We start from the raw sequence: 15,490 nt of genomic DNA, 5'->3' as shown, positions 1-15,490 counted from the left end.
CAGATGGGGAAAGTATCTCCTAACTTTACCGCCTTCCGTGTCTCACAGGCTTTGAACCCGTACAAGCTATCGAATCGGCACCGGACTGGCCAATCAAGAGTTGCTTGACCGGCGCAAGCAACATGTGGATTGAATTGCTCCGAATTCGGGCGAGAAATGCAGGTTTCGACGTGTGAACGCTCAACCTTCGCACCGACTGCGGGAGCAATTCAACCACGTGCAGTCCGTTTTCGTCGCGCTCGCGCAGCGTCGCGTTGGCGATTTCCGGGTAGCTGGTGTTGAGCAGGTCGCGCACCTCATTGCTCAAGTCGGACATGGCGCTCCTCAATGGGCAGATCATTTTCGACTCAGCGCGTGCCATTCTATGTTCCTCTCAGGAATCAAGCAGACGTCGACCTCCCGAGTCGACAGCTGTATTGCAGTTCATGAATTGAGCTAAGGCCTTTATTCGGCTGAAAGCTGGGCGGATCGTTCGTAACCCAAGTAGATTGAAAACCCTCGTTGCAGAGAGGGCTTAAAATGAAGGTTTGTCGCAGGTGTCAGTTAGTCAGATCTACGTTCAACACTCATAATGCGCTGCAGAATTAATTGATCTAGCTCCGCTTCGGACGTGTACCAGTGACTCCAAAAATACAAGTCCGCCATAGAATAGGGGTAACGAAGGTGTTTGGAGCCGGCTTCTAGCCGTATGTCACCGGGGAACTGAACTTATTCCACACATTCAGCCCAAACTGCCGGAGTTTCTCTGCACACTGTTCCGTAAACATGTCCAACCGCGCTGTGAGCTGGGTGATTGTCGACTGTGCATGGCTTGCCGGGAGTGACTGGAGACGCTCGATGAGGAAATCCATCCTGACATAGCGTGACAGGGCGGCTATTTCTTCCGCGTCATTCAGAAGCCATAACGCCAGGTACATTTCATAACGATGAGTGCGGTTGTCGGGTCGGAAGGTCTCGTGAACTGACGTAATTAGGCGGCGTGCGGCGGCAAGATCGTGTGGGGTACGCTCGGGCTGCAAAAATTGTGACGGGACACCGTGAATATTCATTCGGTCGAAATGGACATCGTGTTGATCTGCTGCTTCCGGGTCATTTGTGTCGTACAAACCCTCCTGCGGGTAGGTAAAGCCATCGTGGTAGTATTTCTGAAGTGCCTTCATAAATGTGTCAACATCGCGAAACTTGATTGTGGGTAAGTCCTCATGATCCACATAAACGACATAGCCCATCAACGCCTCATCACAGCGCACACAGTAATGATTCGAGTCGTCGTTTGCCGTCAGAGGGAAATAGCGTTTATCCCACTCAGAAACGCGCAGGAACTCCGTTACTGCTTCTACAGTCATAAGTCTGGGTTGCGGATAGCCTTCTCGAGCATTGAATGTCAGACCATTGGTGGTGGTGTAAAGGGCACGCACTTGTTCAGGCAAAGGATAACCCAGCGCACGCTCTAAGGCTTTCAGTTCGACCGCGTTCGCAGGCGAGTGCAACGATGTCTTCAGATGAGCCGCCAATTGGATTACACTCTGCATCATACAATCTGCCCTTATTGAATATGAACCTGACAATGATTATAGAGCTTTCGTTTATGGGAATGTGATGACACTGTCAACTATGCTGTGATTCCACAACGAAACAGCGATGATGAGTTTTATTTTCCCAATGTGACCTTGAAAAAGCGGTGAGTTCTCACATAAGCCCACAATCGGCTTGGATTCAGCGCGTGCTATTACAACACGTTTCCTGGAATCAAAAAACCGTCCTTGCAGACGGCCTTTGTGGTTCGATGAGAGAACATGGTGCCTGTGGAGCGTGAGCTATGCCTCTGGTCGTCAGACAATTCGGCATTGGCCATTGGGGCGGCACAATAGCCGAGTTCAATCCTCCACCACAGGTCGGACTAACCGATGAACCTCATCGTGCTAGGGTTGTATCAGGGACCCATCCACCCATCCCCACCACCATTCGCGCAGTGTTCTGAGGTTTTCGGCTCGAATGTCTAAGCCATCCGCGCAGAAAATGGGCAGCTCTGGTTTGCCGAAATCGACTACAGTCACGATATTGCAGCCCCAGTTGCAATACCAAATGAGTGTCTCAAGGCCCAGTGCGTTCCAATGCTGAAGGTGTCGCTTGTCCTGCTCAAGTAACCGCGCATCACCAGCGCCCGCCCGTTCGGACATTGCAATCGATTCACTTAGATGAGCTTTGATGTCTTGAGCGGTGTGCAGCACATGGTCAACAAAGGAGCGATCCTCAGTTAGATAGCTGCTTGTGAGTCCTGTAATGCCGTGAGCAGGGCCAAACCCACCATCGCCGACCTGAAGGAAGATTTCGCGGATCAAAGGTGGTAAGGGGCTCCCAATCTGGGTTTCCACCCTGTGAATGTCCGCCAGCGATGCCGGAGACGCTGGCTGTTGATGGCAGTTATCAAGCGTGGCCTGAATTGAATTCAGGAGAACCTTGGACTTGATCTGGTAGATAAGCTCTTGGTCTTCAGCCGTCAGAGGCTGGAACACATAATTCATCAGATACTCCATAAAAGCCGCTCTCTGAAATTAGTTTATTACAATTCGAAAACAAGCCGGTATCCGAGTTCATCGCGAGCTTCGGATGGCAAGGCGATCGTCAGCGGTACCAACCCGCTTGTGATTAATTAACCGGGTTCAAGAGCTGATATCGAGGTCAAAGTCAGTCGACAATAAATACACTCTCATCGCACGTCTTTCGCCCCAGGATTGCTCACAGAGGCTTATTACGGCTTATTGTTAAACACGTTGAATCTTCCTTTGACCGACCCTGCCTGTAAGATACAATCTTGATCGGAATGAGCAGTAGATGATGAACTGAGAGAATAATGACATTCGAAAATGAATCGCTCACAACGCTCTTCGATCACTGGAATGATCTACTGAAGACAACGCCCTCGGAACAAGAGCGCGAACAGCTGAAGCTAATTCCATTGTACACGCTCAACGATAAGGATTACCCACAGAAACGAAATGAGCCAGACTATTTCAATCACTGGATTGAGCGTTTACCTGCTTATTACCAGCGTAAAGCTCAATTGGTGATGGCAATTTACGATCGGTTAGGGGCGGAGATACCCTTGACACGGGTTGTCTCAGAGGTGCTTCACGATAGACCGCAACTCAGCTACTTTCTGTTCGTCCGACATCTGCAACGATTTGTACTCAAAGATCCAATGAGATTATCAAGCAGCGCAAGCGCTGGATCAAGTCAGTGGCAACCAGAATGGGTCAACAAACTGATACAGAATGGCGTATCGTTGGAGGAAATCCGTGCATTGACCCAAGAGGTTGCGCTGAAAGTAGTGGGCGACATTCTTGCCGTAACTGACGGCTATGGTGCATATGGGGATTTGCCAGATAATGCGCCACGCCCTCGCATTGTTGCGACTGCCATCGCGTCCGGTCAATCACCTCGTTACCTAGATGGGTTACACGAACATCTCGAGCTATGATCTGTTTTTTGAGAACATCGATGGGTGCTGGTCGTTTGAACACGAACGCATGCCGCATGGATCGACGATGCCCCGCATCAAGATCGTGACTGGCTCAATTGAGGATTCGATTCTGCGTCCACCAGGAACCGAGTAAACAGCAAAAGGCCTAGACAGGTAAGATAATCACGCGATTAGCCAACCCACCCGTAATCAGCCGGGGTCACGCCAGCTCATCGAGGGAGACGGTCAGCAGATCGATGCCCCCCGCTGACTGGTCTACCCCCGATAAACTGGGGATAGACCAGTGGGGTCACTCACCGGAGATCAGAGACGCTACAGGGACGGACACCACCAACCGCACGCCAAAGGCGTCGGCACTAGTGCTCGGAGAGTCGTAGCCACAATACGCCGGCCGAGCGTAGCGTTGATCATCGGTGAACGCACCGCCCCGCACCACCTTCACCGCGTATATATTATAATACTCTACTAAAAGAGCCCCAAGGTAATCGTTGAGACACCACTCCCAGATCGTCCCCGCCATATCCCTCACGCCAAATGGAGACTCTCCTTGCGGGTAATTCCCGACCGCAGTCGTTCGACACAGAAAATACGGTCCCACGCCCTGTTCCTGCTCATTGAGGTTGGCATGTCCCACCCGGTAGCCATCTCCCCACGGATATTCGCGCCCGTCACTGCCCCGCGCCGCGTATTCCCATTCCCATTCCAACGGGAGGCGAATCTCAACATCTTTCCCGATCAAGCCCGCCGCCCGATACTTGGCGTCCAACCAGCGACTGAACGCCACCGCTTGATACCACGACACGCTATCACGCGGGTGATTGCGATATGGGTTGTACTGTTCCGCCATCGGCTGCCGTTGATACGCATCCGGCATACCCGCCCACCAACGAGGATCGTCGTACTCACCAGAGTCGATGAAAGCTTGAAACTGCACGAACGTCACCGGATATTTGGCGATCTTGAAGTTGTACGTGATTTCGCGTTCCTGCGTGTCTTGTCCATACAGGAACTTACCTGCTGGCACATCACACCACGCCAGATCGGGCAGCCCATCAGGACGCAAACCAACGCCGGGGCGGCGATCATGCTCGTGGTTCAGCCGTCCCCATTCCGCTACAGCGTAAGGTGATCGTCGCGCTCCCGGTGCGGGTTCGTATAGCGGCTTCAACGCCGAATTCGCGCACGCTGCGCCGCTCTCGGTTGCCACACGATAGGCGAGATCCGGTTGCACCGGTGTGAGCCATTCCGCGACTTGCGTTGCTTCGCCGCGCACCCCCGCCAGCAGCAGAGCCGGTTCTTCCCACCCGGTTGCCGTCCACCACTCGTCGGACGGGAAATACTTGCTCGCCGGTACGCCGCGCCGCAGGTCTTCGTCCATTTCATACGCCACAAAATACTCTTGCAGCAGTTGGTGATTGAACCGTACCGTGTCAGTCTGTTCGAGGATCCTGGCGCTCACCGCAAAATACAACAGCAGCGTGGCGTCCGCTTCAGGTACTGCTTGCCGGAAGGCTGCTAGCACAAAATCAGCGTTCACGCTCGTGCCAGTCTGATCGCTCTGCATCCGGTAGGCCAGCGCCGCCAGCGCCCGATTCTGCGTTGCTTCGTTGATCCATGCCCGGTCTGGGCGCACCGCCGTCTTGCCGCGTTCTTCCAAGAGCAGCGCGACGAAGCGCCCGAATAGATCGCCCTTGCTGCGCGGCGGTTCACCGCTCAGCGCGAAGATTTCGATCACGATTTGCAGCAAGAATGGGTTGGTCACTACGCCGAGCATATCGGGTAATGTGTGTTGTTCACGCAGCGACTGGCGCAGTTTGTCCAACAGTATAAGCTCAGGTATCCAGTTGGGCCCCGGTTTATCTTCCCCAGTGAAGAACTCGCGGTAGGTGGCATCCTTTGCTACCTGCTGATACCACGTCCACGCCCGCCGCGCATCATAGCCCGCCAGCGCCCAGAACAGCGTATCCCGATCCTCATCTTCCAGATAGTTGCTCATGAACAACCGGATGCGTTCCAGATCCAGCGGTTGCAAATCGACGCGCTGTAAGGGCAGCTTGCGCTCGACGTAATCCAGTTTGCGGCAAGACACGATCACCGCCACATCGCGATGACTGCGCAGCCACGCCTCTAATTTGGTGTGGTGGGCAGGTGGCATTTCGTTCAAGCCGTCGAGCAGCAATACCACGCGCTTCGGCAGATACTCACGCAGATGCAGCCCGCCGAAGCCCACTTCGAGAAATTGCGTGAAGTCCTCACCGGTGTACGCACCTAAGCGCACGAACAGCGGCAGCGGCCGGTGATACGGCTCAGCGGTTTCTTCGGCGGCAGCACTCGCATATTCGTATGCCAACCGCTCCAGCGTAGTCGTTTTGCCCGCACCCGGATCACCGATCAACGCGACGCGGCGATGATTCCGCAGCCCTTCCAGCAGTTCGTCGAGGTTCTCCGTCTTGACCGTCACGCCTTTTTCAGCATCCAAGCTGTGGTTGATATGTTGGTGAAACGCGTGGCGCATTTCAATCGTCCGTGCGGTCGCCGGTTTCAGCTTAACCTTCTGCTCCTCAAGACGCGCCGTCGCCGCCATATCGGTATACAGATCGCGCCAGTGATCGTACTTCTGTCCGATGGTTTGGAGGTAAGCGATCTCATGGTCACGCTGGGATTGCGGGTCAATTTCTTCGGCGTTGGGATTGTTCAAACGGCGTACCAGCAGCGCCAAGCCCGCGTCCCAATCGGCAAAGTTGATATAGGTGTGGTTGATGATCACAATCGGGCGGTGTCCGCCGGGGAATACCAGCGGGATGATCGGTTTCTTTTGCATCAGCGCATAGCCGATTTCCAACCGCACAAAACTATCCGCGCGTTTGAGATCGGACGTCACCACGACGATCACATGTGTCGCCTCATTGATCGCATTTTCAATTTCGCCCGTAAAATCAGCAGTGGGATCAATGCGCTGATCGCGCCACGCCCTGATGCCGCGTGCGCGGATATCGGTATACAAGCGCAAACTTTCATCAGCGCTATCTTTGCGGGCATAGGAAATGAAGACGTTTACCATATTCCCTCTAAGTCGTCGCATGTCCTGTGGGTTAATCGTCGAGTGAATGCCGCTGCAAATACTCGGGCACATTAACGCCGTACTGCGCGAGGTTCGCCTTGGCCCAGCGCTGTCCGTCAAGATAAGCTTTCCAGCGAGACATCGTAGTACGCCGCCATCTGCTCCAGCGTGGCTTTGTTTACATCAATCCCGTAGCGAGTGAACGCCCAGTTGAGATCGCCGACGAGGCAGTAGCGCCCATCATAGAGTTTGCCATCGGTCATCAACGTACGCCGCAAATCGTTCATGACCACCAACTGCCCCACATCGATTTTCGCATTCGTCAGTTTACACCGATATACCTGTGGGGGTTACTTCGCGTATGTGAGGGAAAAGCTAAGGTTCATACCACCCGCCGATAGTCGTGATGCGAACCTCCAAATATGGGAAACGCGGTGACTTGTCCACTCATCGCTGGGTCAGAACTCAAACTCGTTGATGGAATAGGTATCTGCCCAGAAATGCCTTGATGAGGTCGAGCCGTATTGAAATAGGCAGCATACTCCTTTATCAACGTCAGTTAGGAATAAGCGGATCGTAGATCCGTCCACGTCGGAATTGACACTCCGCACCCTCTAGTCCCCTCTCCCCGCTTGCGTGGGAGAGAGATGAGGGTGTGGGGGAACCAGCATTAGCCTTTCTGAAGCATAAAAGACCTTCAATCAGTACCGGGCAAGCCTTAGAGGCATAGAGCCTGGCGGTTCGCGCTTCTTCTTCAACTAGCTTCAAAGCGAGCTGGAACTGAGCGCTACGGGGGCGCATTCGGGACAATCGAGTGTATGAGCTGGAATTCGCCATTTACGTTAATCATTCACGTGAAATCGATTAGCAATCGTTGACGTCCACATAAAGCGACCTGAATATGACGCGGTTTAGGATTTAATGAAAGAGAAGAATAATCGTCCGTGATCGATCTACACAGGAGACCCTAGATGCGCAAACACGTACTCGCTCTGTTCGTCGCTGCACTGTTCCTGGTCACGGCCGCCGTTTCTGCCCAGGATGGCCTGCCTCCGCTGGGCGCGGACCAGGACGTCACTATCACCTTCTACAGCTACAATCTGGCTTCGGCGGGCATTGGCGCTGCCGGTACTGAACAGCTCATTTCCGAATTTGAGGAACTTCACCCGAACATTCACGTCGAAGGCGTCGGCGTTCCTGCGACCGAAGTTGTCTCGCGCACGCAGGCGGACCTCGCGGCGGGTAATCCTCCGGATGTCGCGCAGTTGATCTTCAACGATCTCGATTTTGTCATCAATAACTTCGGCGCTACCCCGCTGGAACAGATTGTGCCCGTGGACGAATGGGCGGCGCACGTCGAAGGCTTCCACCCGCGGGGTTTGCCCCTCGGCCAACAAAACGGCCTGACCTACGGCATGGCGTTCACCTTCAGCACGCCCGTGCTGTACATCAACACGACCATCCTCGAAGAAGCCGGGATTGATCCCACCACCGTTCCGACCACGTGGGACGAAGTTGAAGAACTGGCACTGCAGGTTGTCGCCAACACCGACAAGCAGGGCGTGTCGATCTACCAGCAGAGCTGGATCGCGCAGGCGCTGGTGATGAGCAATGGTGGCCGTATGCTCAGCGAAGACCGCACGACGCTCATGTTCGGCGAAGAAGCGGGTCAGGGCGCGATGGCGCGTTTGCAGGCGATGGTCAACAGCGGCGCGCACGTGCCCGCCGGCGTCGAAGCCTTCCAGGCGTTTGCGGGTGGCCAAGTGGCGATGATGCTGAACACCACCGCCGCGCTGCGTTTCGTCCAGGATTCGTTTGCCCAGACCGGCCAGGTTCTGAATATGGGTATGATGCCCTCCTACGGTGATCTGCCGACCGTGCCGGTGAACAGCGGCAGCGCTCTGTTCATCCTGTCCCAAGATCCGCTCAAGCAGCGCGCGGCCTGGGACTTCATCAAGTTTGTGACCAGCGAACGTGGCTATACCATCATCACCAGCCAGATCGGCTACCTGCCGCTACGCCCGGCCATCGTCAACGACCCGGAATATCTGGGCACGTGGATTGCGGAAAATCCGCTGTATCTGCCGAACCTCGAACAGCTCGACTCACTCACGCCCTGGGTGTCGTTCCCCGGCCCCAACTACCGCCAGATCGAGCAGATCATCACCGAAGCCCAGACCAACGTCATCTTCAACAACGCCGACCCGGCCACGCTGATGGATGCGCAGGTGCGCGCTCAGGCGCTCATGCCGCAGTAAGCAGGATGTCGTCAACCTGACTGCCTATACAGCCCACCCCGCCTGCACGTAACGTAGACAGGGCGGGCTGTTCACCCAAAGAGACGCAAACCCGTTCGCGAGGCAGTGCGCCGACGGGCTTGCTAGCTGGGAGTGTTCCGATGGAACAAGGACTTTCGCTGGATACCGGCGCGCGGTCGAGCGCCGAGGCGACGGGCGCCCGTCGTGCCGTCGTGGGCAAGCCGCTTTTTGAGCGAGCGCAGCCGTATCTGTACCTCCTGCCGGCGCTGGTGCTGCTGTTTATCTGGGTATACCGCCCGCTGATTGAGATCGTCATGCTCAGCTTCAACCAGTGGAACCTGCTGCCGACGTCGCCGAAGACGCCGGTGGGCTGGGCGAACTATCAGCAGGTACTGTCTCTGCCAGAAATACGCCAGGCGCTAATTAACACGGTCGCGTACACGGTTGGGCTGCTGCCGTTTTCGCTAGTGGGGCCGATCGTCATCGCCATTTTCACGTATGGTATGCGCGGGCGGGCGAGCGGCCTGTACCGGGCGATTGTCTTCACGCCGGTGATCATCGCGCCGGTGGTAGTTACGGTGCTGTGGCGGTGGATTCTGCACCCGTATACCGGCATCGTGAATTACATCCTGAAAGACCTGTTCCACGCTGACCCGATCAATTTCATGGGCGACCCTGCACTGATGATCCCGTCGATCACGTTCATCACTGGCTGGGGGCTGATCGGCTTCTGCACCCTGATCTTCGCGGCGGCGCTGACCAACATCAACCGGGAGTACCTGGAGGCGGCGGCCATCGACGGCGCGGGTTACTGGCAGATGATCCGCTTCGTGATGCTGCCGCTGTTGTCGCCGTCGATCCTGTTCGTGGCGCTGCTGACGGTGCTCTTCTCGTCACAGTGGACGTTCGTGCACATCAATGTGGCTTCGATCAACACGTTCCGCAGCCTGACGAGCAATATCTACACCGTGTTATACGACTACGGCTTCCGGTCGTTCAACATCGGCGTGAGCTCGGCAGCGGCGGTGCTGATGTTCGTCGGCTTCAGCGTGATCGCGGTGATCTTTCTGTGGCTGCAAAACCGCTACTCGTTCTACGATCACTGAGGGAGAGATGATGGTTGGCGTCCACAACAAACCCACGGCCGTCCGCTGGATCGGCCATATTCTAATCGGCACACTGTGTCTGCTGGTGCTGTTTCCGCTTTACTGGATGGTGGTGACCTCGATTCGGCCGCAGGGTGATTTTTTCGCGTCGTCGCTGTTGCCAAGCTCGGTCACGCTGGAGCACTACGCCTACGTGCTCAATCATCTGCCGCTCGGCAGGTTGTTCGTCAACACGGCGGTGATGGCCGTGGTGCGCACGGTGGCGCAGGTGCTGATCGGCCTGCTGGCCGGGTACGCCTTCGCTCGCTGGGACTTTTTCGGCAAACGGGCGCTATTCACGTTGTTCACGTTTACCTGGCTGGTGCCGCAGCAGGTGACGATGATCCCCAATTATGTGCTGATGTCGCAGTTGGGCTGGCTGAACTCACTGGCCGGCATGATTGTGCCGTCGATGGTCTCGACCTTCGCCATGATTCTGTTGTTCCAGCAGATCAAGGGCTTCCCGCATGACCTGATCGATGCGGCGCGCGTGGATGGCGGCACAAGCTGGATGATTTTGTGGCGGGTGATCGTGCCGAACCTGCGGGCGATGCTGGCGTCGCTCGTCATCCTCCAGTTCATCGGCGCGTGGAACGACTATTTCTGGCCGCTGCTGGTCAGCAACCGCATGGAGACGGGCGTGCTTCAGCTTGGCCTACAAGGTTTTTTCACCCAGGAAGGCGACCTGTGGGGACCGATGATGGCGGCCGCCACGCTGACGGCGCTGCCGATCTTTATCATTTATGTGCTGCTTCAGCGCCAGGTTGTCGACTCTTTCGTCAAGTCAGGATTACGCTAAATGCTCCCTACCACTGAGTCTCGCTGGATCGCCCTGGACGGCGCCTTCAACGTGCGCGACCTGGGCGGCTACCCGCTTCCGGACGGCGTCACCCGTTGGGGGGAACTGCTACGCGGCGACAGTTTGCACCGGTTGACGACCGACGATCAGCGCCGACTGATCGATTACGGGGTGCGCACGGTCATCGACCTGCGACACCTCGGCGAACTGGAGACCGCGCCGGACGTGTTCAGCACGTCGGCGGAGGTCGCCTACCACCACGCCTCTGTGTATCGGGTGAACATGTCGGCGGGCACGGTCAGCCTGCCGCCGGACCTAGTCGTCATTTACCGCCATATCGTGGACGAGTGCCAGGCTGGGCTGCGCGAAACGCTGGACATTATCGCCGACGCGCCGGCGGGCGCGGTGCTATTTCACTGCACGGCCGGTAAAGACCGCACCGGCATCGTCGCGGCGCTGCTGCTGAGTCTAGCAGGCGTGGCGCAGGACGTGATCCTTGAAGATTTCGCGCTGACGAGCGTGGCCATGGAGCGCATGCGCGCGTTCCTGCCGCAGCACGACAGCCCAGAGCGTCAGGCCACCTTCGAGAAGCTGCTGGCCAGCGACCCGGCGGACTTGCGCAGCCTGATCGACCACCTGAACGCGCGTTATGGCGGGGTCGAGGCCTACGTGAAACAACTGGGTCTGTCGCCTAACCAGATTTACCGCATTCGTGAACGCCTCATTCAGCCCTATGCACCCCAAGGAGACGCAAGATGACCAAGGTTCTTCTGACTTTCGTTCAGATCAGCGACACGCACATCACGGTTGGCGACAAAACCGAGTTCCGCCCCCACCACTACTCGGAACGGCTGACCGCCTACATGGCCAACCTAGCCAAGAAGGGCATCAACGTCGGGCACATTCATGACATTCCGGCCTCGGTAGCCAACCGCGCCCTGGTTCAGGAAATCAACGCGCTGCCGTTCCCGATCGACTTCGTGCTGCACACCGGCGATACAATGACGGACCCGGACACCGTCGAGGAGTACGAGGCGGTGACGGAGATCTTCCGTGACCTGAATGTGCCAATCTACTATATGGCGGGCAACCACGACAACGTACCGGCGCTACGCAGCCTGATGCCGACCGTCACGACAACCGGCGACACGTTCGACTACGTGATCAGCCAGAACGGCGCGCGGGTGATTTGCATGGATAGCGCCAGCAACGGCGTGGACCACGCCGGCGGCCTGAGCGATGCGCAGATCGAATGGCTGCGCGATCTGCTGGCGGTCGACAAGGCGATGCCGACGGTGATCGCCATCCACCACCCGCCGATCAGCTTAGGCAACGACATGCTCGACTTCTTCGGGTTCGCCAAGGCCGAAACGCTGCGCGACACCATCCGCCAGTCTGGCGCCAACGTGAGTGTGGTGCTGTCTGGCCACATTCATCAGGCTGTCGATACCATTCAGGATGGGCTGCTGTACACGTGCGTGCAAAGTCCGTTCGGCCAAATGCCGATCTTCCCGGCGCTGTCGCCTTCAACGCACCCGTATCGCGGCAACCCCGGCTTCAACATCGTGATCGTAACGGAAGAGCAGACGTACATCCGCCGGTATGCGTACACCAACCCGGTGGTCGAGGCGTCCAAGAACTAAAATACGGCCAAAGTCCGTAAACCGTTCACACCGTTCACGAATCCTGAGGGAAGAAGTGAAGGGTGTGTAGGGTGTGAACGGTTTTTCGCTTCCTTATATAGCACTACACTGGCAACACATCGTAACGCCGCATCATGTCCAGTACTTCGTCCGGCTGGATGGCGTAAGTAATCCCATCGTTCGCGCGTTTGCGCCGCCCCTCGTCAGCCAAATGCAACCGCTTGATGATATGGCCGATCCATTGGCCATCCCCCATCCGATCGGAGGCCTGCCCAAGTAGCCGCGCCACCCGTTCCCGCAAATCATTCGCTTTGATCCAGGTCAGTTGACTGCGACCGCGTGTCAGCAATTCGAGCGCTTGCAGAACAGCTTCTTCCCGATCACTGAGTGCTTTGCCTTCGCTAATCTGTTCGTCCATCTCGGCGGTCGTCGCAATTGCTTGAAGCAGACCAGAGACGCCGCCCTGCTCCTCGAAGAAGGCGGCCAGTGCGACCAGCGGTGACCAGAGTTCGCCAGACCGATTATGGAGCGTGTGCAGTGCTGGACGTTCGGAGTAATTGGTGTAAACAGCTCTGAAATGGGTCAGCGCCAGCGTGTAGAGTTGGTGGCGCAGCCCTGCCCCATCAAAGTCTGGTGGGAACGATGGCATCTTCTTGTCCGTGCGGCGCATCGGAATGGCGATGCAGCGGGAGGCGAGGATATCTTCAAGTCCCGCAATGGCCGCCAGGATCTTCGGGGAATACACATCGAACGCCTGGGGCTTCATATCCTCGCCGATCAGGCGAATTGCCGGCATCACCTGCTTGTAGCCGCTATTAAGCAGCTGCCGGATCTGCTGCATACCGGGGTCTTTCGGGTTATGGTAACGCTGAAGTAGCAAAGAACCATATCCGCGCGTCATTATCCTTATGTTAACCAGCTCGATAGTAGTTGTGGTGCAGTTCGCTGAGCCGATCGCGCCATTCGATTCTTCCTGCAGCGGATCTGTTGTGACGAAATCCGTCCATTGACCAGCCCATTCCCCCAATTTAACGCTGCTGTAACGGGGCTGTAACGCTCGCCCGTTATGCTGCGCACATCATTTTGTTTCGCCCGCCACTGATCAGATTACTGCCAACAAGGAGTGTGATGAAACGCATCGATCTCATCTATTTTGATGTCACATCCGGCCACCGCTCGTCGGCGCTGGCGTTGAAAGCGGCGCTGGATCGGCAGGGCGAACCGGTGCAGGTGCGAACCGTCAATTTCACTGACATTGTGGCGTATCAGCCTGCGCTCTACCAACTCGCGCGAATCGGCATTGGTGTATTCAACTGGGGTGTACGCCATGAGCGCGCATACTTTGCCCGCCAACAGGTGGGGTTATTTCAAGTGATTCAAGCCCGCATCCCACCCTCGATGATCCAGCGGATTGCCCGCTTTTGGCAGGATGATCAGCCGGATGCGGTCGTGTCGGTGATGCCCATCTGCAATCTCTTGCTGGAACGCGCACTGCATCTCATCCATCCACACTGCCCGTATGTGGTCATGCCCGTCGACTACGAAGAGACGATGCGCAACTACTGGTTTGACCTGCGCATGGACGCCTACTACATCAATCCAACGCCCAAACTCGACCAGAAGGCCGCGGCGCTCGGCATTCCCTTGGAACGGCGGCTTGAGGCCAGTGGGATGCCCATTGACCCCTTGTTCTACGCTCCAGTCCCCCCCGACAAAGCCGCGGCGCTGCGCGAACTGGGGCTCGACCCGACAGTGCCAACCGTGCTGGTTGGCTTTGGGGGACAGGGGTCAGTTCTCGTGAAACGCTGCGCGGACGAACTCAGTAAGGTCACGACGCCGCTCAATGTGATCTTTCTCTGTGGGCGGCACAAGGCACTGTATGCGTACCTAGCCGCGCTGACGACGCCCTATCGCAAGCTGGTTCTGAGCTTTCTCCCGGAAGCGCCCGCTCATTACTACCACCTCGCCGACGTCATCGTCGGCAAACCGGGATCGATGACGATTACCGAAGCGCTGGTAACCCGGTCGGCTCTGCTGGCCGTTGAGTCGCAGTCTCTGGCGCTGGTGCAGCGCGGCAATGAAGCGTGGCTGCGACACTCAGGCGTCGGCGCGGTGATCCGCGTGCCCGAACTGGCCAGCGCGGTCGAAAAGATTCTCCACTCGCCGACGGTTAACGACAGACTGGAACGCGAGTGGCATCGCGCCGTGTTTGAAATCGCCGACACGATTGTTGATGTCGCCTACGGACGCGGTTTACATGCAGCGGAGGTCAGCTATGAGAACGCAGCGGACTAAACTGCCCAACGGCATGGAGATCACCGCCGCGCGCAGCGAAGAAGCCACCTTGATGTACGGCGAAGTCAGCGCGTATATTAAGCATGGGCTCACGCTCCAGCCCGGCGCGGTCGTCGTGGATGTGGGGGCGAATATCGGCATCTTTTCGCTGTGGGCGTATGACCAGTGTGACGGACAGATCGCGGTCTACGCCTTCGAGCCGATTCCGGCGATTTACCACCATCTGGCAGCGAACTTTCAGAACATCGACCCGAAGCGCCTGAAAGCGATCAACGTCGGTTTGTCCGGCGCTCCCGGGATGGCTCGGTTTGCTTACTACCCGAACGCGACGTTCGCCTCGACCGTGTATCCCGATTCGGGCCAAGCGGATCGCCAGCTCACGGAAACGCTGTTGGCGCGCAGCCTGCACCAACTGCCACCCTACCTCGCGTGGGTTCGGATGTTCCCGTCGCTGGTGCGCCAGCCGATCATCAAACTGCTGGCGCGCTACATCAACCAGCGCCAATTTGTGATGTGTGAACTGCAAACCCTAACGCAGGTGATTCACCGCCACCAGCTTGAGCGAATTGACTTTCTCAAGATTGACGCTGAGAAAAGCGAACTCGATGTGCTCCGGGGGCTTGAGGCGGGCGACTGGGGCAAGGTGCAGCAGATCTTTGCGGAAGTGCATGATCGCGATGGTCGCTTGCAGGCAGTCCGCGATCTGCTCCAGCAGCAGGGCTTTCAGACCATCGTGTGCGAGCAAGATCCGTACTTCGCCGACACCGAGATTTACGCAGTCTACGCGCGGCGTTAGCGCAGGAGA

General features: G+C 56.9%; 14 protein-coding genes. 8 read left to right on the top strand and 6 right to left on the bottom strand.

Going from position 1 to position 15,490, the window contains the following annotated elements; all coding sequences use genetic code 11:
* Positions 1–25: 25 nt before the first annotated feature.
* The 3 genes from IPK17_RS35230 to IPK17_RS35220 all read right to left on the bottom strand — a co-directional run bounded on the left by IPK17_RS35230 (position 26) and on the right by IPK17_RS35220 (position 2,525).
* Entirely contained in the window at positions 26–316 is a 291-nt protein-coding gene (locus IPK17_RS35230) for a hypothetical protein (RefSeq protein WP_343422399.1), read from the bottom strand.
* A 364-nt stretch (positions 317–680) separates the two neighbouring features.
* Positions 681–1,535: an SMI1/KNR4 family protein gene (locus IPK17_RS35225; RefSeq protein ID WP_343422398.1), complete on the bottom strand. Its 855-nt coding sequence runs from the start codon at positions 1,533–1,535 to the stop codon at positions 681–683.
* Positions 1,536–1,922: 387 nt separating this feature from the next.
* Complete coding sequence (locus IPK17_RS35220) at positions 1,923–2,525, bottom strand: hypothetical protein (RefSeq protein ID WP_343422397.1); 603 nt, start codon at positions 2,523–2,525, stop codon at positions 1,923–1,925.
* 329 nt (positions 2,526–2,854) lie between these two features.
* On the opposite strand from IPK17_RS35220, the gene IPK17_RS35215 reads away from it, so the two are divergent.
* The gene (locus tag IPK17_RS35215; RefSeq protein ID WP_343422396.1) at positions 2,855–3,481 is read left to right on the top strand and encodes a hypothetical protein; all 627 of its coding nucleotides are present in this window, start codon (positions 2,855–2,857) and stop codon (positions 3,479–3,481) included.
* Between the two features lie 292 nt (positions 3,482–3,773).
* Here the strand turns inward: IPK17_RS35215 and IPK17_RS35210 are convergent, their stop codons facing one another.
* Both IPK17_RS35210 and IPK17_RS35205 read right to left on the bottom strand, forming a co-directional pair.
* Positions 3,774–6,545: an SUMF1/EgtB/PvdO family nonheme iron enzyme gene (locus tag IPK17_RS35210; RefSeq protein WP_343422395.1), complete on the bottom strand. Its 2,772-nt coding sequence runs from the start codon at positions 6,543–6,545 to the stop codon at positions 3,774–3,776.
* A gap of 116 nt (positions 6,546–6,661) precedes the next feature.
* Positions 6,662–6,832 carry a hypothetical protein gene (locus tag IPK17_RS35205; RefSeq protein ID WP_343422394.1) on the bottom strand — a complete coding sequence of 57 codons (171 nt, stop codon included), beginning with the start codon at positions 6,830–6,832 and terminating at the stop codon, positions 6,662–6,664.
* A 684-nt stretch (positions 6,833–7,516) separates the two neighbouring features.
* Between IPK17_RS35205 and IPK17_RS35200 the strand changes: the two genes are divergently transcribed.
* The 5 genes from IPK17_RS35200 (at position 7,517) to IPK17_RS35180 (ending at position 12,390) form a co-directional block, all read left to right on the top strand.
* Positions 7,517–8,803, top strand: coding sequence for an ABC transporter substrate-binding protein (locus IPK17_RS35200; RefSeq protein WP_343422393.1), 1,287 nt, complete (start codon positions 7,517–7,519; stop codon positions 8,801–8,803).
* 140 nt (positions 8,804–8,943) lie between these two features.
* Positions 8,944–9,909 (top strand): carbohydrate ABC transporter permease, encoded by a 966-nt coding sequence (locus IPK17_RS35195; protein WP_343422392.1) that lies wholly within the window; start codon positions 8,944–8,946, stop codon positions 9,907–9,909.
* A gap of 7 nt (positions 9,910–9,916) precedes the next feature.
* Positions 9,917–10,747 (top strand): carbohydrate ABC transporter permease, encoded by an 831-nt coding sequence (locus IPK17_RS35190; RefSeq protein WP_343422391.1) that lies wholly within the window; start codon positions 9,917–9,919, stop codon positions 10,745–10,747.
* Entirely contained in the window at positions 10,748–11,506 is a 759-nt protein-coding gene (locus IPK17_RS35185; RefSeq protein WP_343422390.1) for a tyrosine-protein phosphatase, read from the top strand. It abuts the gene before it with no gap.
* Entirely contained in the window at positions 11,503–12,390 is an 888-nt protein-coding gene (locus tag IPK17_RS35180) for a metallophosphoesterase family protein (protein WP_343422389.1), read from the top strand. The genes IPK17_RS35185 and IPK17_RS35180 overlap by 4 nt, the downstream gene beginning before the upstream one ends.
* Before the next feature lie 103 nt (positions 12,391–12,493).
* On the opposite strand, the gene IPK17_RS35175 is transcribed toward IPK17_RS35180, so the two are convergent.
* Entirely contained in the window at positions 12,494–13,270 is a 777-nt protein-coding gene (locus tag IPK17_RS35175) for a hypothetical protein (RefSeq protein WP_343422388.1), read from the bottom strand.
* A 248-nt stretch (positions 13,271–13,518) separates the two neighbouring features.
* Between IPK17_RS35175 and IPK17_RS35170 the strand changes: the two genes are divergently transcribed.
* Together IPK17_RS35170 and IPK17_RS35165 are read left to right on the top strand one after the other, a co-directional pair.
* Positions 13,519–14,685 carry a glycosyltransferase family protein gene (locus IPK17_RS35170; protein ID WP_343422387.1) on the top strand — a complete coding sequence of 389 codons (1,167 nt, stop codon included), beginning with the start codon at positions 13,519–13,521 and terminating at the stop codon, positions 14,683–14,685.
* Positions 14,666–15,481: an FkbM family methyltransferase gene (locus IPK17_RS35165; RefSeq protein WP_343422386.1), complete on the top strand. Its 816-nt coding sequence runs from the start codon at positions 14,666–14,668 to the stop codon at positions 15,479–15,481. The genes IPK17_RS35170 and IPK17_RS35165 overlap by 20 nt, the downstream gene beginning before the upstream one ends.
* Positions 15,482–15,490 lie beyond the last annotated feature (9 nt).

The sequence above is a fragment of the Candidatus Flexifilum breve genome, assembly GCF_016713355.1.
This window is presented reverse-complemented; position numbering and strand designations above follow the sequence as displayed.